The 22732-nt window shown below is 38.5% G+C and carries 16 protein-coding genes (1 of these 16 running past the window's edge); 9 read left to right on the forward strand and 7 right to left on the reverse strand.

All coding sequences use genetic code 11. The features are described 5' to 3' along the window. The 3 genes in view from FHG67_RS05220 to FHG67_RS05230 are tightly spaced (at most 37 nt apart) and all read right to left on the reverse strand, a layout consistent with a single transcriptional unit that may run on beyond the window. A protein-coding gene (locus FHG67_RS05220) for a Kelch repeat-containing protein (protein WP_004497992.1) crosses the window boundary here: on the reverse strand, positions 1–95 show its 5' portion. Its footprint begins 1267 nt before the window's first position; the window shows 95 of its 1362 coding nt (coding positions 1–95); its start codon is at positions 93–95; its stop codon lies beyond the left edge, outside the window. A 31-nt stretch (positions 96–126) separates the two neighbouring features. Further along, positions 127–1539, reverse strand: a complete 1413-nt coding sequence (locus tag FHG67_RS05225; RefSeq protein WP_004499991.1) for an SBBP repeat-containing protein — start codon at positions 1537–1539, stop codon at positions 127–129. Positions 1540–1576: 37 nt separating this feature from the next. Beyond that, positions 1577–2488 carry an LA_3334 family protein gene (locus FHG67_RS05230; protein WP_004499994.1) on the reverse strand — a complete coding sequence of 304 codons (912 nt, stop codon included), beginning with the start codon at positions 2486–2488 and terminating at the stop codon, positions 1577–1579. 282 nt (positions 2489–2770) lie between these two features. Between FHG67_RS05230 and FHG67_RS05235 the strand changes: the two genes are divergently transcribed. From FHG67_RS05235 to FHG67_RS05245, 3 genes are all read left to right on the forward strand, one after another. Continuing rightward, entirely contained in the window at positions 2771–9559 is a 6789-nt protein-coding gene (locus FHG67_RS05235; RefSeq protein WP_004499990.1) for an RHS repeat-associated core domain-containing protein, read from the forward strand. Then, positions 9556–10185, forward strand: coding sequence for a hypothetical protein (locus FHG67_RS05240; protein ID WP_004495647.1), 630 nt, complete (start codon positions 9556–9558; stop codon positions 10183–10185). The genes FHG67_RS05235 and FHG67_RS05240 overlap by 4 nt, the downstream gene beginning before the upstream one ends. Before the next feature lie 147 nt (positions 10186–10332). Then, a complete protein-coding gene (locus tag FHG67_RS05245; RefSeq protein ID WP_232616662.1) occupies positions 10333–11187 on the forward strand; it encodes a hypothetical protein in 855 nt (284 codons plus the stop codon). 452 nt (positions 11188–11639) lie between these two features. On the opposite strand, the gene FHG67_RS05255 is transcribed toward FHG67_RS05245, so the two are convergent. From FHG67_RS05255 to FHG67_RS05265, 3 genes are read right to left on the reverse strand one after another with little or no spacing between them, the layout of a single operon-like run. Further along, positions 11640–12326: a hypothetical protein gene (locus tag FHG67_RS05255; RefSeq protein ID WP_004495598.1), complete on the reverse strand. Its 687-nt coding sequence runs from the start codon at positions 12324–12326 to the stop codon at positions 11640–11642. Next, positions 12289–12603: an HNH endonuclease gene (locus tag FHG67_RS05260; protein WP_036076159.1), complete on the reverse strand. Its 315-nt coding sequence runs from the start codon at positions 12601–12603 to the stop codon at positions 12289–12291. The genes FHG67_RS05255 and FHG67_RS05260 overlap by 38 nt, the downstream gene beginning before the upstream one ends. Beyond that, positions 12600–14372, reverse strand: coding sequence for a transposase (locus FHG67_RS05265; protein ID WP_232423675.1), 1773 nt, complete (start codon positions 14370–14372; stop codon positions 12600–12602). Before FHG67_RS05265 ends, FHG67_RS05260 begins: the two co-directional genes overlap by 4 nt. A gap of 577 nt (positions 14373–14949) precedes the next feature. Between FHG67_RS05265 and lsa26 the strand changes: the two genes are divergently transcribed. Next, complete coding sequence (gene lsa26, locus FHG67_RS05275; protein ID WP_004495607.1) at positions 14950–15693, forward strand: surface adhesion protein Lsa26; 744 nt, start codon at positions 14950–14952, stop codon at positions 15691–15693. Positions 15694–15793: 100 nt separating this feature from the next. On the opposite strand, the gene FHG67_RS05280 is transcribed toward lsa26, so the two are convergent. Beyond that, complete coding sequence (locus tag FHG67_RS05280) at positions 15794–17467, reverse strand: M23 family metallopeptidase (protein ID WP_004499364.1); 1674 nt, start codon at positions 17465–17467, stop codon at positions 15794–15796. Positions 17468–17857: 390 nt separating this feature from the next. Between FHG67_RS05280 and lptE the strand changes: the two genes are divergently transcribed. The 5 genes from lptE to FHG67_RS05305 all read left to right on the forward strand — a co-directional run bounded on the left by lptE (position 17858) and on the right by FHG67_RS05305 (position 22149). Next, positions 17858–18418, forward strand: coding sequence for an LPS assembly lipoprotein LptE (gene lptE, locus FHG67_RS05285; RefSeq protein WP_016758679.1), 561 nt, complete (start codon positions 17858–17860; stop codon positions 18416–18418). A 31-nt stretch (positions 18419–18449) separates the two neighbouring features. Beyond that, a complete protein-coding gene (locus tag FHG67_RS05290) occupies positions 18450–18932 on the forward strand; it encodes a Fur family transcriptional regulator (RefSeq protein ID WP_002614343.1) in 483 nt (160 codons plus the stop codon). After that, positions 18929–20053, forward strand: a complete 1125-nt coding sequence (tgt, locus tag FHG67_RS05295; RefSeq protein ID WP_004502168.1) for a tRNA guanosine(34) transglycosylase Tgt — start codon at positions 18929–18931, stop codon at positions 20051–20053. The genes FHG67_RS05290 and tgt overlap by 4 nt, the downstream gene beginning before the upstream one ends. A 69-nt stretch (positions 20054–20122) precedes the next feature. Next, the gene (locus tag FHG67_RS05300) at positions 20123–20458 is read left to right on the forward strand and encodes an STAS domain-containing protein (RefSeq protein WP_000406878.1); all 336 of its coding nucleotides are present in this window, start codon (positions 20123–20125) and stop codon (positions 20456–20458) included. Positions 20459–20505: 47 nt separating this feature from the next. After that, a complete protein-coding gene (locus FHG67_RS05305) occupies positions 20506–22149 on the forward strand; it encodes a lipoprotein LipL71 (protein WP_004502246.1) in 1644 nt (547 codons plus the stop codon). Positions 22150–22732 lie beyond the last annotated feature (583 nt).

The following is a 22732-nucleotide window of genomic DNA, read 5'->3' on the forward strand; positions in this document are numbered from 1 at the left end:
AGTTTATGTGTATCAAGATTTGAGCCATCGATCAGGGGAGATTGTCCGCAATTAATTGAGAAAAATAATAGTAAGAGAGTAACAGTATATTTCATTCGATAATTCCGAAAGCGAAGATAGAGAATTTCATTGGTATTTTATTACGAACAGATTTGATCCACTACCTGCAAGAGGTTCCCCATTTAAAGGACCATTGGTATAGCCCGTTAAATATGGATGTCCTTGCGGATCTGTTGTGATTGAGTAGGATTCAGAAATATACCCCTTCTGTCCGGCGATAGAAGTCCAAATTTTGTTTCCATTAAAATCGTATTTGGTAAGAAACAGATTCTTTCTATCACTTGTCGGATCAGAATGAGTTTGATTGTCTAAATTGCCATTTGTAAAACCAGTAACATACAGTTCTTGATCTCTTCCAACTTTGACTCCCATACCCGTAGAGGTTTTATTCGAAACTGCAAAGATATTTCCAGTAAATCCAACCTGGCGAGTCCAAACTCGATTGCCACTGCTATCAAATTTAATAATAAGCAAATCCAATACACCGCCAGATTTTACTTGGTTATCAATGCTTCCGTTTGTGGATCCAGTGAGATAAATATTTCCAGATGAGTCTGTCGAAATCCCATTAGAACGTGTATCCTTTCCAGTAGCACCTGTTAACTTTGTCCAAGTTTTATTCCCATTGGCATCAAATTGGATTAAGAAGGCATCGTTTGTTCCATTTACAACAACTCCATCCATAGAGGTCATATTACTAGTTAAGCCAGTTAAATAAATTTTTCCGTTAAGATCACAAGTTATACCAGTTGGCTTTGGACCAGCAAATAACTTTGTCCATTGTTTTGCTCCGGATGAGTTGTATTTTACTATGAAATATCCAGCCCCACCGCCGGAAAAAGTTTGTCCATCTAAACCACTTATTGATGTGCCTGTTACATAGATATTTCCAGTAGTATCAGTCGTTACTGATGAAGCACTAGTGTAGCCAGTTACACCTAATAATCGAGTCCATTGTTTATTGCCATTGGAATCAAACTTCACTACGAAAAAATTACGATCAGCAAAATCAGGAGTTCCAAAGAATGCTTCTCCATCTAATGCTCCATTAGTTTCTCCGACTGTGTATACATTTCCCAAAGAATCAGATGCGATTCCGTAGGCTATTGTTTGATCTCCGGCGATTCCCATCAATCGAGTCCATTGCTTGGAGCCTGAAGAATTGTATTTTGAAACAAAAAGATCGTAAACGCCTGTAATATTTTGGCCATCAACGTTACCACCTGCTTGCCCCGTTACATAGACATTGCTATTAGGATCTGAAGTAATCGACTTAACTTGAACTCCTCCTGAAGTGGCTCCTAATATTCGAGTCCATTCCGGTTTTGGTCCCGGTAAACTGAAACCAGATAATAATTGTAAGATGGATAGCAATTCAAGATCGCTCGGACCTTTTTTTTCGTTCTTACAATTGGAAAATGCTCCAATCGTAATCAGAACTAATAATAACTTACTGATTATTGTTTTGATTTTGTTCATATTAATTTCCTTAAACATGAATTAAAGTAAGGTAGAATCATAAGATCAATAAAGCTCCCAATTCGATACCAGCATTGCAGACTTGACCGTTTGATTCGAAAATACAAGTTGAACGAATGCCAGTTCGAAACACAACCGACCTGATTTGAAGACCTTGCCAACCAAACTCCAAATAAGTTGCTGGGTTGGTACCAGAGAATCTCTGACTATTTCCGGAATATTGTACAGTCGATGAGCCAATTCCGATGTTTGTATAAAAATCCCAGATTAAACTATCGCCGATTCGAAATGATCGATTGAAGTAAAAAAATTGATTTAGAAAAGAGTAATTCGATGCGTTTGAATTAGATACTTGATATTCTAATCGAATGCCTGGTCTGAATTTAAGTAATTCAAAGAAAGCAGGTTCTAAATATATCGCCCCGCCGAAGGTAGCTGGATTTGAGGCTCCGAGAGGTGAACCATTCGCTAACGCTTGAATTGAAAAACCAATTTTGTGATTCCAGTTTTTATCACCTGTGTTCAAATACTTGGGATTTAAAACAGGATTCAAAGTTTCGGGAGCGTCTGAAGATCGGATCTTGTTCTTATCTATATGGATAAAGCCCAAATCGGTTTTGATCATCAATTCCTTATCTGAATCTTCCGCGACAATTCCCTTAATGTTGCTACCATCTTTTAATTGAAAAGAGGTGTAGTGATAGGAAGTGTCTGATCCGTTTTTTGTGGGATCAAGGGAGGCAATATCCTTCCTCGGAATTTCATAACTCTTTTCCTTCCAAAGGAATTTTACCCTTATATCAGATTCTTCTTGGAGTTTACCAATGAACGCTGAGCCGTCCTTGAGGACTATTTCGGCAGAATAAATCGCTGAGGTGCCAAACCACGAGGAAAATAGAAACAGAGTAAATAACGTGCTTTTGTGAGAGAAAAACTGGTAGTTGAACATAATTTAAGAAACTAAATGAGACATTTAACTTATGAATTTCCTTAATTCGCAATTTTAAGGAATAAAATATTCCTATTAATGCGAAAGAGAATTCTATAAGTCAAAAACTCACCTAATGGCTTATAGTCAAGTGAATCTAAATCACAGACATCTAAATTATGAATAAAGTAATTCAATTAAAATATATTTGATAAAAGTATGTCAAAAAAATCATTGACTCGGGTTGTTTAAAAAAGTCTCACTATGATTCATTCAGACTCTTTTTAGGAAACCAGCTATAAAATGAAATTTGATATTCAAACTTTTACTCGTATAAGTATTCTTAAAGTTGCTCTTGCTCTCTTAATTGTTTCTTCAAGTATCGCCGCCTTTCCATTTTTACAAATGTTCTCTCTTGCTGGTCCAAGTTCGGAAACAGGAATTCCTCAGCCTCTCCCCGAGGTAGTCGTCGATTCATTCGGAGCAGTGAATGCATCGATTCCAATTCAAGTGCCCAAAGGGACTAAAGACATAACTCCATCCATTGAGTTGCAGTATAATTCATTTCAAAATGACGGATTAGTAGGTGGCGGTTGGGATCTGTCGGGTATCTTAACGATTTCAATCGATCCGTCAAAAGGAATTCACAATGATGGAAATGATGCTTACGTTAGTTTTGCCGGTAAGTTAATTCAGACTTCACCTAACGTTTATCACACTAAAATTGAATCATTTTTCCAATTTAAGAAACTCTCGGATTCTTGGGTAGCACAGGATCGAAATGGTACAAGTTATTATTTTGGTGAGGATGCTACCTCCGAAAATCCTAATTCAAATGCGACAATTCGAAACCTAAGTGGAAATTCCAGAATATGGGCGCTTAATCGCGTAAGAGATTTGCATGGGAACGGTTACAATATTAAATATCAGCCATATAGTTCTTCAAACGGAACACCAATTCCGGACAGAATTGAATACAACCAAGGCAATACAGTAATTCTATTTGATATTGAAGATCGTACTGATGCTGTAGAATCGAATTTCTTGAATATCCAAGCTAAATTGACAAAGAGAATTCGATCTATTTCAGTTACACAAAAACAAGACAATGGAACGGTTACTGAATCAGAGAAATATACACTTAACTATAACAATAATCTATTTGATAAAAAGAATCGGCTTGTTGGTGTAGATCGTAAAAATTACGGACCCATTGCATTTAATTATAATAACGATTCACCGACAGCTGGTTCTACTTCTAAATCTTCTCCTTCAGCAATAGACATGAGTTATCGTTTTGAAAATTCAGCAATTAAGTCAGATTGTGATTTTGCGGCGTTGGTATGTGCATGTTCTGCTGATGCAACTTGTATGGCAATTTCGGGCGGATTCGCTGGATTGGCTTGTTGGGGTTATATGGATTCCATTGGTGATATGTGCGTGAATGGAATGGTCGGATCTCAAACTTTACTTGCAACTTTTAATCCTAGGAAGGCTCCTGAGCCTGTATGGATTTCAGGCAATAAGCAGAGCAACCAGCTTGTTCGATATGACAGCTCAAACCCCGGTGCGACATCGCCGATTGGTGGAAAAACGTTTACATTCAATGAAAAGTCAAAGGTATTTCAGGGAGATATTGATGGGGATCTTGTCTCAGACTTTATTGCATTAGAGAATGATAATGTAGAATTAAATATGAGCCTAAGTTTAGCAGGTTCCAGCTTTAATCCTATTGGCATTCTGACAATTCTAAAGTCGAATCCGAACTCTTATCAAGGGCTTGTGGATCTCAATGCGGATGGGAAGAGTGATTTTATTCAAACTGATGCTTCTAATAATTTTCAAATCTATTTAGCATCGGGTGGGACCTTAAATACAAATCCGATAACACTTGCCATTCCAGGTATCGGCTCCTCCTTCAGACAATTTGTCGATATGGATAACGATGGAATTGCTGACTATGTTAGAATGACGGATAATCCAGACGGAAGCAAGAATTTGAGCATCTCTTTCTTACGTTACAGTGGCGGAAATTTTTCCATTAGAACAACTACGTCCAGCTATATTGGTGTGTCGGGAACGGAAGGGGATCGATTTCTCGCTGACTCCAATGGAGACGGCTATTTAGATTTGATTACGTTCTCTGCTGATAATAATCTCTACGTTTATCTATCCGATGGGCATGTTGTTAGATCACCATTGGCTTTCCCGGTTAGTTACACGATGCCCTATTACGAAGTGTCAAGCAGCATCGCAAACAGTAAACGCTATTCGATGCGTGATATGAATTGGGACGGTGCGGCAGATAGAATATCATTAATCAATAACGGTTTCCAAATTGACCTATATAATCCATCTACTTTGTCTTTTGATACGACTTTCGAAGTGTCGAGTGATGGCAATCAGGTTAAACAGTTTGATGTAAACTGGGACGGAACGTTAGATTCTATTTCTTTCTATACATTCTTCTTTCAGGGCACAGGGTTCCATGTAAAGAATGGCTCGGATGATAGTAATACAGACGTTGTTTTTGATTATAACGAAACCGTTCCTGTTCCACCAAATCCGGCTTTGATGGCATCGGATAGCGCTAAAGTTTATAGTAACTTTGTGAATACGAAAACATTTTCGGATGTCGACGGAGACGGGAAGGCGGACTTTATACGTTTTCAAAATGGAACTATTTATGTTTCTTATTCTCGAAGTAAAAACAATAGTCTCTTTTATTCGAATGGAGGAGATGTTAGCTTCCCTGCGGCTTCTTTTTCAGTCGCAATGGATACGAATCAGGATGGCCGTTCCGATTTTATTGGATTTAGAGGATCAATGCGGAACTTGGTCAACGATACTTTCGTGAATAATCTTCATTCGTTTGAAAGGAATTCTACAGCTCATAGTAATACTCTGAATATTGATTACCTTGAACCTTCTTATTCCAAAAAAATTTCTCAGGGACTTTTAACTGATATTTTAAGCGTACAGGAAAAGGGAATTCAAATTAGCTACGCGAATACCTATGATTCATCAAATTCAAGTGTGGTGAATGCAATTAATACAAGTTCGATAGGTGCTTTCTTGAAGCCAAATTTAGCTCCATATTCTGTAGCAACGAACGTCTACTCGCAAGTTGCTAATGGAATTGGAGAATCCGAATCCTATATCTTTGAAAATGGGAAAACGTATATCCAGGACCAGGATAATCGTTCCATGATGGGATTTGCAAAAATTACTATAGCAAATAGTCGAACCGGAGAAAAAAATATTTCTCTTTATCAAGGAACAAATCCAAATTTTGCAGGGTTGGAAACAAAGCGAGACAACTATCTCAATAATAATCTCATATCATCAATTACTTCTACATTCGTTTCTCTGAGTAGTCCATTCGGGACCGTAAACGTAAGAAAGTCGCAGGAAGTGAATACAAAGTATCAAGATAATGCGTTGCTTTCGACTTCTCAGGCAGATTATACATATGATAGTTACAATAACATTCTTTCTAAAGTAACTCAAATTGATGGAAATGCCTCTCTTACATTGAGAGAGGATAATATTTATAATCCATCATTGGCGGATTGGGTATTATCAGAAATTATTCAGAAAAGAAAGTCGAAGGGAGGAAACGTCGCTTCTCAGGTTGAAATAATTTATTCAAACCACATGCCCGCTGACGTTAAGACTCTACTTAAGGCGGGAACTACAGAGTATTCTGTACAAACAATGCTTTCTTATGATAGCTATGGAAATCCCACTTCAATTAGGGAAGCGAGTGGAAATATAAATTTAATCGAGTATGATTCTATCGCTCACACATATGCTACGCGAATCACGAATTCTTTGGGTATACAAATTCAAAAATCTTATGATTATGTTTTTGGTAGTGAATTAACGAATATCGATCCAAACGGAAATCGATCTGAAAAGCTATACGATTTCTACGGACGATTGATCGGAGTAAAATATCCGGGAGAATCTGATTGGTCCGAGGTTGTGGAATACATTCAGACAGGTAGTCCTTCTGGAGAAAAAGTCAAAAAGACAATTCAAGATTCGAAGACAGGAAATTCTTGGATTCAGGAAACTCATGACGCATATGGACAGGTGATTCGAGCAGAGTCACTTGCCGCGGATGCAATTGTTATAATTGAGGATAGATCTTATTATTCAAATGGACTTTTGAAAAATAAAACAGAGCCTTATATTGGAGTTACCCCTTTCTTAACTTCTACATATTTATACGATTCTGAAAATAAGGTAATTACTATCTCCGATACGGCAGGCAAAAAAGTAGATTTTGTTTATTCTGGATTTTCTACAGATACAGTAACGACCGTTAATGCGAATCAAATTAATTCATTATCAGTTACAAAGAATGCACTAGGAGAGCTTCTTTCCAAGATGGAGAATGGAAAAACCATTCAATATGCTTATAATTCCAATAGCAAAACGACGCAGATTAGAGATCCTGAAGGTAAAAACGTCAATTTCGCTTACAACCTATTAGGTCAAAAGCTTTCGCAATCGACTGTTGATACCGGATCGACAACATTTCAGCTGTCACCGAGTGGAAAAGTTCAAGAGCAACGAAATGCAAACGGTTCTTATACAACGTATCAATATGATGCTTTAGATAGAGTGATCCGAATCGTTGGAAACAATGCCAGTGGCACTAAAACCATTCAGTTAAATTACGATGAATCTGGCGTTACAAATGGTGTTGGACGAATTACTTCTATCACTGATTCTATCGGAAAAACTGATTTTCAATATGATGTAAGAGGAAATCAGACTAAGATTCGCAAGTATCTGAATCAAGAGGATCTTACTTTAATATTTTTGAAAGAATATGATTTAGGGAATCGTGTTACAAACTTAACGTATCCAAACGGAACCGTCCTTCATAATCAGTACACACCCGCAGGATACTTAACTTCAATTACCATGGATTCCGCAGATGGAAGCAGCTCCGGGCAACCTGTTGTAAACTATATCGGACCTCTAATTGAAGGAGGTAAATTTAAAGTTCAGCGAACCGTTGGTAATGGAGTTCAAACGAACATTTATTTTGATCCGATCAATCGGAGGCCGACCGAGATCGTAACAGGGATAGATTCCGATGTATATGAGAGTCTTAAATATGACTATGATCTTTCCGGGAATATTACGAAAATTGAAGATTTAAAAAACCCTGGAAGAACGCAGAATTTTCAATACGATGCTTTCAATCGTTTGACGAATGCAAACGGTAAATACGGCACCGAAGACTATCAATATTCGGATACCGGAAACCTAATAAAGAAAGGTCCGAGTACCTATTCTTATAGTGGTAGTAATTTGCATGCAGTGACGCAAATTGTTTCTCCACAAGGAACCAAAACGTATTCCTATGATAGCTCTGGCTTGATGACAAATCGGGATGGAGATGTCTTGGAGTATAGCCCAATGGGTAAACTTCAGAGAATGATCACGAAAGATGGGGAAACGTTCACATACGATTATGATTATAAGGGTTCACGTGTTCGAAAGAGTAAGCAGTCTGATGGAACCAGCGTGGTCAGTCTCGATGGCGACTATGAGATAAGTTTTCGTCCTGGTTCTTCGCCTTTGCATACACTGTATATCAAAGGGTTAGGCGGAGATATTGTTTCTCAATTATCTTTGGAAAATGTGGGATTGCTGACTAACGCTCAATTTGAGACAGAAAACCAATCGAATGTTGCAGGCATGCTTATTCATCCTAAAGATTCCCTTTGCAAAGGAGTGGCAAAGGATTGTGGTAATTATTATAAGAATAAAACATACGATCTTTACCTTTCTGGTATTGAAGTTTTATTTGCAGCTCGGAACGGAAGAATTGGGAATCAATTCCGTTTAACTATGATTTCATTATTCGGTATTTGTTTGATGGGATTTATAGGCTTAAGTATAACTAAGTCGAAATCGTTTCAAGGCTTTGAATTGGCAAAAGTAGGAATCACTCCAATACTTTTATTAAGCGTTTTTATGGGATTCAATTTCTATTCCTGTGGATTGCTTCCTGGAACTGGCAATAAAAACGGAGATCCTCCTTGGGTTGTTTTCCCATCTACGATTCCAACGGACACGCCATCTGTTTCGAATCCAGGAGTCGGTTCCGGCGGGGGGAATATTGGAGGAACTCCAGTGCCAGGGATGATTTTCTTTCATCCAAACCATCTTGGATCCATTTCCATGGCGACGAATGGTGCAGGAAAACCTATTTCAGGTGGATCTGCAATTGGAACAAGCTTCGTCTCTTACAAACCTTATGGTGAAATTTTAAGAACGGATTCCTATGGACCTGATGTATTCAGAAATAAATATACTGGTCAAGAAGAGGATAAAGAAACTGGACTTTTATACTATAAGTCTAGATATTACGATCCTGCGATTGCAAGATTTTTACAGGCAGATTCGGTTGTAAACGGTGATTCTGCTTCAGGTAGCAACCTCTACATGTATGTGGAAGGTAATCCGTTAAGCTATCGTGATCCAGGTGGCCAAATTAATATTTGGCATATGTTTATGGAGATCATTAAGCATATGGCTGGAGGAATTACTCTTGCTGCAAAGGCATTGGACGGAACCCTGCGTGCAATTGGAAGAAGCATTGATCACATAGGAAGGGCTATTGCGCGAAGTGCAGATCATATTGGAAGAACAATTGCTCATAGCGTAGACCACACCTGGAGACCAATCCTTAAAAATATAGATAAAGGAGCGCGAGAGGTTCTTAAAAATGTAGATCATAGTGCCCGGGAAATGTTTAAGAATGTGGATAAAGCCGCGCGGGAAATGGGTAGGGGAATTGATGGAGAAGTCCGGGTAATTCTAAGTGGTGGAAAGTATTCAAGGAATAGCAGTACTCGCGATTATAGTTTAGAGCATAGTGATTTAGTTAAATGGGTAGAAAGTTGGAATGGAACTATGATCATTGGCGGAGCGATTATGATTATTATAGGTGCTGTTTTTGGACAACCAGAATTCATTGTTTGGGGAATCATGACTGTAATTGCTGGTATAACGGGTGCGGATTTTGGGATAGAAACATCTGGGGGAACTGAAGGGGCCGGATGAGTTTAAATAAACTACTTTTATTCTACATCATTTTTTCGTGTTGTCAGAGTTGTGTTTTTACTGAAAACAAAGTAGAAATGAGGGCCAAAAATTCCGATTCGGCTTGTTTTCTTTACCGGCTGAAATTTTCAGAAGATTCTGATTATAGCGGTATGTATTCTAAAGATTCTTGGCTTTATCGTACATCATTACTTTCGAATTTTGAACAAGGGATTCATCAAGGTATAGAAGATGTAAATAAAGCCTGCCGCAATTTAAGCGGAGAAAATGTCGCAAGAAAATATATCGAAATTTTACTGAAATCAACTATGAATCAGCAAAACCCCGATGAAATGGCGGAATTACGTAAGAAGACAGTAATGCTTTTATCTGCCGCTACTTTATTTTTGATACCTTCTTGGTTTGAATATTATTATAAACATCAGTGGAGCATTGGAGTCGGCACAAAGTGCCAAAAGATTTTTGAAACAACAGATTCAGTTACTGTTTACATCGGGATAATTTATTTCTTTGTACCTTGGAAATGGGATTCCGCACTTCTTTCTACGCCTATTGAATCGAAATTTTATAAACAAACATTAGATATTATTTCCGAATACGAAACAGCATGTAGTGGCCAGATTTAAGTTTATATTGAATGTGTTCGAAAAATTCCGAATATTTTATTTAGCTCCACTATTTATTTTATGCAACGGTAGTGGTGCTGGCTTTAGAAAATGATAGATCCGGTGGATGCTCACTCGGTTCGTGATGAAAATAACTAGAGTGTATCTATGAAAAAAACTTTTCCGTACGCTTTTTCCGAAGATTTAGAGGATTGTTTAGCCCAGATGGTAATTCCTATTTTTGTAAAAAATGGGAATCGAGTTGAGTTGAGAGGTACTGGGTTTTTAATTAAACATCTTGGAATAGACTATTTAGTATCCGCACACCATGTTTTTGAAAATGAGCAAGATTATTACTGTTTGTTAGATATACAGGGCTTCATTATTTTGAAGGGGGAAATAATGACTTATATTCCAATTGGTTTGATGACTAAGGATACTTTTGAAATCTATAAACCAGATATAGTTTACTTTAAACTTCCAGAAGGTTATCTGAATTTATTTAAAAGAGCTTTTGTTCCTTTTAGATCATCAAGTTTGCTGAAGGAGGAATCTGTTGAATTTGATAGGATATTCTTATTTGGATTCATAATATCAAAGACAAAACACTTGGTTTCTATGGGGAAGCTTCTTATCGGTATGGATATTTTGCAGTTCGAGCCAAATATATTGGATGGGAATAAACTTATTGTGGATAAAGCATTAACTAGAGAGGATAATTCAAAATTACCAGAATTGCATGGATTGAGCGGATCGCCTGTTTTTTGTTTTACGAAGAAAGGATTGCATATATTAGGAGTTGCTAAAGAGTATAGAAAAGATAAAGAAAATAATAAACTTGAAGTATACTTTGAACCAATCTCATTGCTCAATCGTTTTCTTCATGGGAAGGATGAGGATGAGGAAGTTGATTTTGATATTTTTTGGTTACCTAAATGGTATTTAAAATTATTGTCCATTCCTTCAAAGGTTGGATTTTGTCTTCCGAAAATACGACTTTCTCCTCCAAGGAAGCCAGATTAATAATTTGGTTTTCCGTGTCGCTTTCTATACCGCTCTTAAGTGACCTTTAACTTTTTACCTGTGGTTGATCACTAAGATTTTATTTTTTTCCTTAACTTATCTTTTGTGTATACACTATAAAAAATTCTATGACAGCTGATTCGTAAATTTCGGTATAAATTGCATACTTCTTTTCTTGCCGATGAAATCAAAGGTAATATCGAAATAGAGAGTTCTATTGAACCTCTCTTTTCAGGAAATAGATCAAGAGCTTTGTTCTGAAGCAACTTTATTCCAATCTAATCTCGCTTCATCAACCAAGACGAATTCCTTTGAGCTGAGATCGCAAGACTTACATACAATTTTAAACAACCAAGTATTATCTTCCTGAATGAATCGTTTCTTGGTGACTATACCGAACCAATGCTTACAGTTCGGACAGACTTTTGTATGAATTTTAGAGGTCTGATATCTCAATAATTAGAATTTAACCTTTTATCCCAGTATTTTGATATTCTTTCAATAGAATTCCAGCATTGCCTATACGCTTTTTGCCAAGAATCCTCGTATAAATGCTTTATTCCTATTTCAGATCGATGAAAACAATGATCCCAAGCAGAAAGATGTCTAGGAGGATCTATTAAGATTTTATAATTCATAGCGTCACGATTTCTCTTCACTGAACGAGACCATTTAAGAGATCTTCTCTTTTTCTCATCATATTTGATTTCGCGGTTATAGAAATTTAGCTTAGAAGATTCAAGAAATGCCGTATATGAGAAAGGCAGTGGTTTTTGAATCAAGACCTCATTTGAAAGACTGAATTTGTTTAGCGAATCCGCGATTCTGTTAATTAGTCTTTTTTTATTGATCTTCGTTGAATCTCTTCGAAGAAGATTGACTATGTAATAAAATCGTTCTTTCCATGAAGCGTTTATGTGAGGGTTTTCTGATAATAATTCAAATCTTTTTGAAAGAGCAGAAAAGTTGCTAATAGCTTTGTTTACTGCATGGGACCAAGAAACCCATCCTTCAACATGATTTTCCTCTCTTTCGGAAAAGTTATGTTTTCCATTTAAGTTGTTAGCGATACCTACAACACGGGAATAGTAAAAATCATATCTATTTAGTTTTATGAATTTTCTTGCAAGCATAGCCATAATCCTTTCCCTTAAAATTGATAATGTCCACTGCTAGTTGGATAATTTCCTCTTCATTGTAGTATCGTTTCAGCTTTGAAAGTTCTTCTACAACCAAACAGATATTAGTTTCTTCATGTTTGCCGCCTCGCCTTAATGGTACAATATGCTCGGCATTCGTATTCTCTGGAGTAAGTTCTCTTCCTGATAACATACACTTTTTCTCCTGTTGGTTTAAGATCCGGTAAAAATCTTCTGCTTTAAACTTATAAACCTTCTCGCTGTCTTTCTTGCTCATCGAGAAAGCCCAGAAAAGTTTTTGAAATCATTCCTCTGAAATCGAGTGTATAGGATTCGGGGAAGATTTTCCTTTTTAGGTTTTAAAAAGAAATCGATTCTTTGATCATATCGAGTCTTATTCAACCTCCGTTTTTCAATCAGCTTTAACTTGACCCATTTCCGAATTATAAGCATCGCTGATTGTTTGTGAACATTTAGAATAGAGCAAACTTCCGAAATTGAATGGTATTTGTTTTCACCTTTCTTTGAATGAATCAGATGCCAAATCTTTGATGCAGTCTTTTGGTGTTCTCGTTCTTTCTTTCTCTGAAAATTAGGAACATGCGGACTTGACCAAAATTGATTATGAAGGTCCATTTCCTTCTTTATGGCAGGACCAAACTCGCTAAATTCTGAAGAGTCATTCAGTAAAACATAATCATTTCGGGTCCGTGAATTGGATTCAGAATCCTCTTTTTGAAGGATGTATGAGTAAGAATCAATTGAAGTAGTAAGCCAATTTTCTGTCTTGAACTCACTCTTTTTAAGCTCATATTTTTTCCCCCGAATTCCAACCGCCTTCGTCTTCCTGGATTCGTCAGAGAAAAAATTCCATCTCCAGCAATCGACATCATCACCAATCAGCACATCCAGCCCGAAGACTTGAGCATTCTTCAAGAAGGAGAATTCATTCAAATAGCGAGTTGAGTTTTCGGGACGGATATAATAGTACGAAGCAAAAGCAGATTTCAAAACTCTGTGATTTGCCTCTGCTACTTGATTGTGAACTCCATTCTTGGACCATCGATCTTTAGCCCATCTGTAGCGTATGTCCTTTGATCGGGCAGAATGGTTTACAGATCTGTGGTTAGAGTAAATGCCCCAAAGCCAAGGATACCCTTCATCAGTCATCAATGGAGTGTGTAAAGGAAGGTGATCTTTGATGATGGGTCCAAGGGTGTTAGCCTTCTGATTTGGCACTGAATTGAAGAAAACAGGGCCTTTTTTCACTCCAATTGTGTGAACTAAGGTGCCTACTTGCCTGCCTCCAAGACTCTCAGAAAGGTAAATAGAAGCTGTTGAACCACCATGTCTGTATCGTTTTCTACCTCCATTTGCTCTCTCAGAAGCGGAAAAAAGGACCATTGTATCTGCTGAAACGTAGGGTCTGTTTTCCATTAAATGGGTAATATCAGTGTTTTCGTCGGGTGGTAGGGTAAATCCTTTGAACTCTTGATCGAGGGCATCATACGTCAGTTTCTTGTATTTTGGTAATTGCTGTGATGCGAAAAGCTGGAATCGTTTCTTTAGAAGTGAAGCACCTTTGTAGGATATTTTCAGTCTCTTGCTGATCTCAGTTGAGGTAACTACCTTTGGGTGTTGAATCATGCTCTCGTAGAAAACGTATGAGAACATCCACAGAGGAAGTTTCATGTGATGCAGAGGAGTGTAGCTCAGCCTTGACGTTAGATATCTACATTTCTCACAGCGGATCAATTCAGGTTGAGTTGAGATCTCCTTAGTCAGTAATTTGTCCGGACAATTAATGCAATATTTAGGGTAGAAATCATTCAGTATCTTCTTTGTTAGTTCAGTAAAGAAAGGAATATTGATTGCAGGGTTCTTACGTTTCTCCTTAAGTTGTGCTGAAGTGAGAGGCTTAGGGGGAGAGGGTGATTGGGAGGATGACTTCGTGGATGCGAAAGGAGTGAAAGTATTTGTAATACTCAAGTTCAGATCTTGAGGAATCTTCAGTTGAGTCTGCTTACTTAGTGTTTCAGGGATTATCGGAAATAACTGATTTCCAGTTCGGTTGGGATAAGTCTGATGAGATGAAACGGAATTTTACCCAGAGCCCAAGTATGCAGAAAAACCGGTTCAAGATGAACTTCGGAGTTTTCATACCGATCAAGTAATAAAGCAAAAGACAGGAGCTTAAATAACGAAGAAGCCTGTTTATGATTCTGAAAAAAATAGTCGAGGAACTGATCAAAAGTAATCGCGGCTTTTTTGAAAATTCAGATTTTTATTGCGAAAAGACCCGGGATTCGAAAAAACTCGATAGGCCTTTGCTTCTCAAAATTCAAATGACGTTCTTCAAGAATCACGCCGTAAACTATCGCGGATTTCTCAGCGTTGTGGTTCTAAACAAGTTGTAGTCATCGATCGTTAAATACTACAATCTACTTTGTAAAAAATAGGAGGCTCTGGCAAATGCAATCGGCCGAACATCTAAGAGCTGTGATGGCGCCAATTTTTTAGGAAAGGGTTTAATTTTTTGAATCGATTAAATATTTCTTGAAAATGAAATGTTATCCTAACATTGTTTGAATCTTAAAAACTTAAGAAAATTTTGGAGTGTATAATGTTCAGGAATTTAAAAAAAAATATTGCTTTGCTTTTCTCTATTGGATCTTTGTTTTTTTCTTTTTCTTCGGTTTTCGCTTTGGGAACTTATTCGGAAGGTTGGGCGGTTGTGAGACTTATCCAGTTTGAAAGCCGAGGAATAATTTTCGATTCTCATGAAGGTCTTTTGGAATTTACCACTTATGATAAATCTGAAAAGTGTGAAGCGTCGAAAGATGAATGTTTCACTCCTTTGAAAGAAAAGATCGAATTTTCCGTTCGCCCTGAAAATGCAGAAGTCGTAAATTTTTTAAATAGTAATGTAAACCAAGAAATTTTAGTTCAGTATAGGATTCATAAAATTGAGCCAATTGCTCTTTCCACGGATTTTGAAATAATCGGAGCGCAAAAACAAATTGCTACGATTCCGAAAGAGGTGCCGGATAAAATTATCGTGGGTAAATCCGGATCAAAAAGAAATTTTTCTGTTTCTGGAAGAATTCTTAAATTAGAATATCAAGGAACTCTAATTGGAACTTATGAAGGTTTGTATCTGGACGAAGTTCGCGGCAAGGTCCATCCTTTTTCTGTAACCAACGAGGAGGTGGCCGCGTTTGCTTGGAATACGATGAAGTTCGGAACCAAATACTATATTGGCGTTTCTGTAGCTTTTGCGACCGGTTGGAGAAAGTCGGATTATGATATTTTTGAAATTAATTATAATTCTTCTGCTGGCGGAGTTTATACGGATTCAAAAAAGTAACTGAATTTCTTAGGTGGAAGTATTTTCTTTTTTAAAGAGGTTTGTTAACCGACCTCTTTAAAAAAGAATCATTCGATAGACGAAGAGCAATGCGAAAAATTTATCCTTGATCATTCTCCGGTATTTTTTCCAAATCGATAAGGTCGGTTAACCAGTCGGAAAGATTACCGGCTCTGTCTTTAATTCTTGCTTGAAGTAAAAGTCTTCTTTTGAATTTTCCAAAAGAGCTCGGAATTCTGACAAGGATCACTTTACGATCGGGTTCGAATTCGTACGGAAAAATTTGTCCGTCTAAAAAGATCTCGGCTCCGCCCGCGTAACCTGAACCGATGTCGGATACGGAATACATTCTTTCTATCACTGAAGATGGTAGGACTTCTGGTGTAAATCGATGGCGGGAGATTAAAAATGGATGATCGATTTTTGGTTTGGAACGATCTTCTAGAACGGCAATGATCCCGATCTTATTCAAAACCGCGCTTGTTCCTCCGCTTTCGGAAGTCGTTTTTAAAATGATCCAGCGTTTGGTACCTTCTTCGAGTAAATAGAGGTTTTCTCCTCTACCAAGTTTTTTTCCTTTCCATAAAAATTTCGCATCTCCCGACCAACTAACTCCGGTCGATTCGATTTCAACGAGTTCGCTTTTTAAAATCAAACCCTCGGGTAACAGGTTTTCGCGGGGAGTTCCGACCTTTTCAAAGAGAATATTCCCTTTTCCGAATGTATTTCCTTTCGGAGTCTTGAGTAGGAATCTGTTGTCTTGAGAGGAATATTCCGTTGGAGTTGCTTTCGTTACGTGTCCTTTGAAACCGGAATTTAAAATTTTGAACTTCAAGAAAGAACGGTTTTCTTCTTTGTCTTCGGCTATGATTTCCAAAGGGATTTCTTGGTTTTCTGAAAATTCTCTCAGATCGATGCTGGATTTTAAAGAGGGAAAAAGATTATAAACATAAACAGGGGGATTGAGGGATGAACGGTTGGAATCATAGATTGACTGATGGTCTCTTGCTTCTGCATAACTCATCTTTTCAAACTTTCTTTCATAGAGAATTTTTCCATCAAACATGAATTTTGCGGAATAAAGGTTGTTCTTGTTGTGAGAGTTCATTCTATCAAACGCACCGAGTTTGATTCTCACTTCCCCGCCGAGTTTCAAAGGTTCATTCAATTCATAAATTCCATCTTCTTTTTTTTTAAGAGGAATTCTAAATTTTTGGCCGTCTGAGGAATCGACGTATAAAACCAGTAATTCGGGCGGAGTTTTGTCTCGATCGTTCATCTTAAGATGCGCAAGCGGGTTAAATGTGCTTCCGTTTCCGTGAAGTTCGAAGTGTAAATGGGGAACTCCCGTTCCTGATTCTCCGATTCTTGCAATCGGCTGTCCTTGTTTTATGGGGAATTGATGATCTGGAAATTTTACGGAAAAAATTCCATCGTTTAAAAGATGAAGTGCCTGTCTTAAATTTTCCAGTTCTTTCTTAACGCCTTCTAAATTGAACAGGTGCGCAAATTTAGCCCGTAATCCGGAAGAAGAACGAAGCATTAAGTTGAGTCCGTACCCTGTCGGAGATTCGGAGACGGATTCCACAATCCCGTCAAAAGGAGCGATTGCCGGAAAACCATTGAGATGAAAGGTTTTAAAATCGGCTCCCATGTGGAGATGATGTGTTCTATATTCTGCAAAAGAACCGGAGACCGGAGTTTGAATTTCCATTGGAAATCGAAGTTTTCCTTGTAATTCGGGAAAAAGAAGGGATCGGTCTTCCGCTTTCAAGCCTTGCACTAGTAAGATGAAAGCAAAGAAAAGGACGGCATAAGAACCTGTCCTAAAACTGGGACAGAACCCGGAACGCGCACTATCTCGCGACCTTTCGGGAGCGAGATTTGAGTTTAGAAAATGCTTTGTTGAGTTCCCGCGGTTTGATCTTTCTGACAAAGCGGAAAACTCAAGTGCCGTCGGCTCTTTAAGGATCGCTCGATAAAACTCAGGCGTCTCGTTTCTATCGGCGTTCGAAGAGTTTTGGGACGCGCTGTAAGTCGAAAAAGCAAAAAATCTTTTCATCTTCCGAAAAAGCTGAGTCAAAAATCGGAATTTGTAAAGCCGAAAAGGAGCCGTAAAAAAACTCCTTGCGCGGAAGTCCGACCGCAAAAGACCTTTCTAACTATGTTTATTGTCCGACTGACGGTTCTGATTGTAGTCGTATTACAATTTTATCACTGCACTTATTTTATGAGAGAACCCGGAAATCCTCCGAAAATCGACGGAGTTCCGATTCCGGACGATCAGCGAAGACTTTATGTCCAAAATTTTAGAAACAATTCGTATGGAATGGGAATTCAAACTTTACTTACGGAACTTGTTCGAGCCGAGATCGATACGAGAGGAAGATTCCTTCAAACGAGAGAAAAATCGATCGCGAGTTATCGACTTTACGGAGAAGTAGTACACTACCAGCTTGTCGGAAATCTACTCGACCAAGGGGGGCAATCTATTTCTAGAGAAATGCTCGTAATTGTTCGATTGGAACTTCAAAAGGTGGGAGGGCAAAAAATACTATTGGAAAGAGAGGAGATTCCGGTAAGAATCATATTCTCCGATCAAGTTGGGTTTAGAGAGAGCGAAACTCAGGCTCAGGCCAGGCTTTTGAAAATTATGGCGATTCGAATTGCGGAAGAGGTGGAACGAGCTTGGTATTTTTCTATTGCCGGAAAGATCGATCCTTGATAACCTTGACTCGTTCCTTGGATAATCTTATATGAATCGAGAAAAACAGGAAGCCATTCTAAACAAAGCGGAACCCGCGGTCCGTATGGAAATGCAGACCTTTTCAGAATATCTACAGAAAGAAGGTCTAAAGATTACCAACCAGAGAATGTTGGTCGCTGAAAGAATATTTTCCCTTCACAATCATTTCACAGCGGAAGGACTTTTAGAGGAATTCAAGGATCAAAGAGATCAAATTTCCAAAGCTACAATTTATAGGATTCTTTCCATAATGGTTTCTGCGGGCTTATTGCAAGAGCATAATTTCGGAAAGGATTATAAATATTACGAACATATCATAGGACACAAGCATCACGACCATATCATCTGTACGGTCTGCGGAAAAATCGTGGAATTTATGGATGAAAGAATCGAACAACTTCAAGAGCAGGCCGCAAAAGACAACGGTTTTAAAATCACGGGTCATAGCCTTAACATCTATGGAACTTGCAACGAACATTCTGCCGGTAGATGATTTTTCAAACCACTTCCGAAGATCCTCGAACCAGAGCCAGAACCGGAATTCTAAATCTCAATGGAGTGACGCTGGAAACTCCGGTGTTCATGCCCGTAGGAACAAGGGGAGTCGTAAAAACCCTTTCTACCGACGATCTGGAAGAACTTGAGTATTCTTTAATATTAGGAAATACGTATCATCTTTATCTCAGGCCCGGGACTTCTGTGTTGGAAAGTTTCGGGGGGCTTAAGAAATTTTCGACCTGGAAACGGGCGCTTCTTACCGATAGCGGAGGCTATCAGGTTTTCAGTCTTAACTCTCTATTTAAGTACGAGCAAGACGGGGTTCGTTTTCAATCTCACATCGACGGAAGCAGGCATTATTTTACTCCTAATTCGGTTATAGACATACAAAGGAGTATCGGCTCCGATATCATGATGGTCTTGGACGACTGCGCCCCTTTCGATTCCAGTCCGGAAAGACTGAGACAATCTTTGGACCGAACGCATCGATGGGCGGAAATGTCTGTGGAATATTGGGAAAAGAATAAGAGTTCCTCCCATCTTTTCGGAATCTTTCAAGGTGGAATCGATCTTGGTCTTCGGTTGGAAAGTTTGCGAAAGATCGCCTCTCTTCCATTCGATGGAATCGCAATCGGAGGACTTTCAGTCGGAGAACCGCGTAAGGATTTCATTCGAATTTTGGAAGGAGTTTCTGATTCTACGGATCGAAATCGTCCTCTCTATCTGATGGGAGTGGGAACCGTTCCGGATATTTTGGATGGAGTGAAGAATGGAGTCGATATGTTCGACTGTGTGCTTCCGACTCGAAATGCGAGAAACGGTCAGGTTTTTACATCTTTAGGAAAAATCAATCTTAGAAATGAAAAGTGGAAGAGTTCCGACGCGCCTATGGATCCGCATTGCGGCTGTAAGGTGTGCAAAAGATACAGCATCGGATATATCAGACACTTACATCACGTGGGGGAGATCACCGCATTCTCGCTTTCGACGTATCATAATTTGTACTTTATGAAAAATTTTCTTTCAGAGATTCAGAAGTCTATTCGAGCGGGTGAATTTTTAAAGATCTATGCCAAGTGGAAAAATTTGTATGAAAAGCCTGAATTTTCCGGTTGACTATTTAAAGAATCGACTTTCCCTTAGTAAGCTGGCTGGAAAGAAATAGAAAGGAGTTGCTGATCATTTATGGAAATAACCAGAAGAGAAAGCGGGAACATTGTCATTCTGGACATAAACGGAGAAATCGATCTCTACAATGCCCCAGAAATTAAAGATGTCATCGCTAAACTCATCGAGGAACAAAAATATTATACAATCATCAACCTGGAAAAAGTTTCCTACATTGATTCTTCTGGTATTGGCGCTCTAATTTCCAGTCTTTCCAACCTGAAGAAATATCAGGGCGGGCTTAAAATTATCAACGTCTCCGGATCCGTAAGAAAAGTGTTTGAGTTAACTAAGCTCACTTCTTTTTTTGAGATTTTTGATAATGAGTCAGAGGCAGTGTCTGCCTTTAAATGAGATCGGATCATAATTTTATCCTACCTTTTCTGAAACCTGGTGCTGCAATGAAATCAACTCAAAGAAAAATACTTTCTTCTTTTATAATCTTACTTGCAGGATTTTTTATTTCCTGCGGAGCCGAACTTCCGATTCAGGAGTTAAGTGATGCGAAAAATTCCATCACAAGAGCGAAGTCTGCAGGCGCTGAAAAATATGCTCCGGCAGAATTGGAGGAGGCTCGTAAAAACCTACTTACTGCACATCAAAAGGCCTCGGAAGAAAATCTTACAGAGACAAAAAAATCCGCGTTGTATGCGAGAGCAAAGGCTCTGGATGCTTCTGAAAAGTCTTTTCCGTTTGCCGTAGACGAGGTTCGTAAAGAATCCAGTGTTGCGATCGAATCGGCCGAAGAGGCTTATGCTTCTCAGCTTGCTTCGGAACCTTATAATACTTCTGTGCAGCTTCGTAAAGAAGGCGACGCACTTCGTGAAACTGCGGATCGTACTTTGGAATCTTATCCTAAAGAATCCGGAGACGATGGAAAACTTAGAATGAGGCTCGCGGCATTCGATCAATACGAAGCTTCTCGTCAAAAATATGCGGATTCTAAAAAAGCTGCGGATGAATCGAAAGTATTAGCCCTTTCTCAAAAACAACAATTAATCGATTCTCTTGCGGATATCGAAAAGAATTTAAACGATGCGGATAAATACGCAGAAGGGAAAGATCCGGAAGTTTCCGAAACGAGAAATCGTTTGGAGTCCGCCAAAGCCAAGATCGAAGAAGGGAGGATTAGGGATGGATACTCGGAGATTGATGATATCCGTAAAAAATCCGGAGAGCTTGTTGCGAAGAATATTAAGGCTTATGCTGAAAAACAGAAGGAACTTGCAAAACAGAGCGTAGCATCAGCCACTACAAAATTGGCTTCTTTTGATAGAAATAAAATTAATGCGTCCAGAGATTTTCAGGTTTCTTATCAAAGAGCGGAGGAAAACCTAAAAGCCGCGGAAGAGTCCAGAGTATCCGCGGAAGATTTATATACTTCTGAAAAATACGAAGATTCAATTTCTCGTTCCGAAGAAGCGATCCGCCTTTCTAGAATTGTCGTAGACCAAGCTATTGAGCTGGCCGAAAGAATAGAAAGAAAAATGGCGAGTGATAGTGTTGCGGGCCGTGATACAAAAACCGGAACCGATGGTCAGAAGGATCCTAAAAATCAATCTGCAACGGATGGCAAAAATTCCTCTACAAAAGTGGGGAAAGACGGTTTGCCGGAAGGTTGGAAACGTTATGTGGTTCGTAAAAAAATTCCAGCCGATTGCCTTTGGAGAATCGCGAAAGATAAAAGACATTACGGAACTGCGAAATTGTGGAGAAGAATTTACGAGGCAAATCGTAACAAAATCAGAAATCCGAATTTGATTTATCCGAAACAAGTGCTCTTGATTCCACCTAAGAAAGGTCCAACCCAACTTAATAAAGCTCAGGATTCACGTAAAAAGAAACCTGCTACTACAGAAGAAGTGGAGGCGATCGAAGCCGACCAGAAGCCTGCAGAAGAGTCTGAATCCGGGGATGTGGATAATAAGAAAAAGGCTGAAACAATGACTCCTCCAACGACTGAAGATGAGTCTGCGGAAAATGATGAAATCACTCCTGAAGAAGAGAATGAAGGAGAGGAAGAAAATCCGGAAAATCTTCAATAATTGTGAAAGAGATTTTTTGAAAAAAAGGCCCGGTTGTAAAACCTGGCCTTTTTTGTTTGTGGTCGTTGCTTCGACTACTCCGCTTTTTACAGAAGAATTTTTACTCGTGAAAGATAAATAACGTGAGCAGGGTCGTAAGAAAATGAGAAAAATTTTCTAAAAGTAGAAGTTCCTGCTTTTAAAATTTGCTCGTAAAATCGCGATTTGTTGTAGTTCCCACATTTTAAGAATAGATTTACAGAGTTCAAATTCCAACTTCCTACCAAAAAGATGAATCATGGATTTCTTACGACCCTGCTCACGTTAAATATTCTCTTTAGGCAGAAACGAATTCCATTAGAATTCCAAGCAGAATCGGCAATGTAGCGATTATGGCTGCAACAATATTCGTTCCACCTTGTTTTCTTAATTTTTCATTTGCTTTTGAATTCAAAAATTTGATTCTCCTTTAAGAAAAATACATAGAAATCAACAATTGAATTCTTTTTTTTGAGAGTAAATTCGCTTAGTCCATTCCTTCGGTCTCGAAAAAATCCGGCACTCCAACCGAATCCTGGTCGGAATTCCGGTACCCGAAAATCTA

Source organism: Leptospira weilii (assembly GCF_006874765.1).
Classification (GTDB): Bacteria; Spirochaetota; Leptospiria; order Leptospirales; family Leptospiraceae; genus Leptospira; species Leptospira weilii.

Bases quoted from the DNA above. Each gene is read 5' to 3' on its own strand.
- FHG67_RS05300 (WP_000406878.1), top strand. From the start codon at position 20,123: ATGGAAATAACCAGAAGAGAAAGCGGGAACATTGTCATTCTGGACATA.
- FHG67_RS05230 (WP_004499994.1), bottom strand. From the start codon at position 2,488: ATGTTCAACTACCAGTTTTTCTCTCACAAAAGCACGTTATTTACTCTG.
- lsa26 (WP_004495607.1), top strand. From the start codon at position 14,950: ATGTTCAGGAATTTAAAAAAAAATATTGCTTTGCTTTTCTCTATTGGA.
- FHG67_RS05260 (WP_036076159.1), bottom strand. From the start codon at position 12,603: ATGAGCAAGAAAGACAGCGAGAAGGTTTATAAGTTTAAAGCAGAAGAT.
- FHG67_RS05290 (WP_002614343.1), top strand. From the start codon at position 18,450: ATGAATCGAGAAAAACAGGAAGCCATTCTAAACAAAGCGGAACCCGCG.
- tgt (WP_004502168.1), top strand. From the start codon at position 18,929: ATGATTTTTCAAACCACTTCCGAAGATCCTCGAACCAGAGCCAGAACC.
- FHG67_RS05305 (WP_004502246.1), top strand. From the start codon at position 20,506: ATGAAATCAACTCAAAGAAAAATACTTTCTTCTTTTATAATCTTACTT.
- FHG67_RS05245 (WP_232616662.1), top strand. From the start codon at position 10,333: ATGAAAAAAACTTTTCCGTACGCTTTTTCCGAAGATTTAGAGGATTGT.
- FHG67_RS05255 (WP_004495598.1), bottom strand. From the start codon at position 12,326: ATGGCTATGCTTGCAAGAAAATTCATAAAACTAAATAGATATGATTTT.
- lptE (WP_016758679.1), top strand. From the start codon at position 17,858: ATGTTTATTGTCCGACTGACGGTTCTGATTGTAGTCGTATTACAATTT.
- FHG67_RS05240 (WP_004495647.1), top strand. From the start codon at position 9,556: ATGAGTTTAAATAAACTACTTTTATTCTACATCATTTTTTCGTGTTGT.
- FHG67_RS05235 (WP_004499990.1), top strand. From the start codon at position 2,771: ATGAAATTTGATATTCAAACTTTTACTCGTATAAGTATTCTTAAAGTT.
- FHG67_RS05225 (WP_004499991.1), bottom strand. From the start codon at position 1,539: ATGAACAAAATCAAAACAATAATCAGTAAGTTATTATTAGTTCTGATT.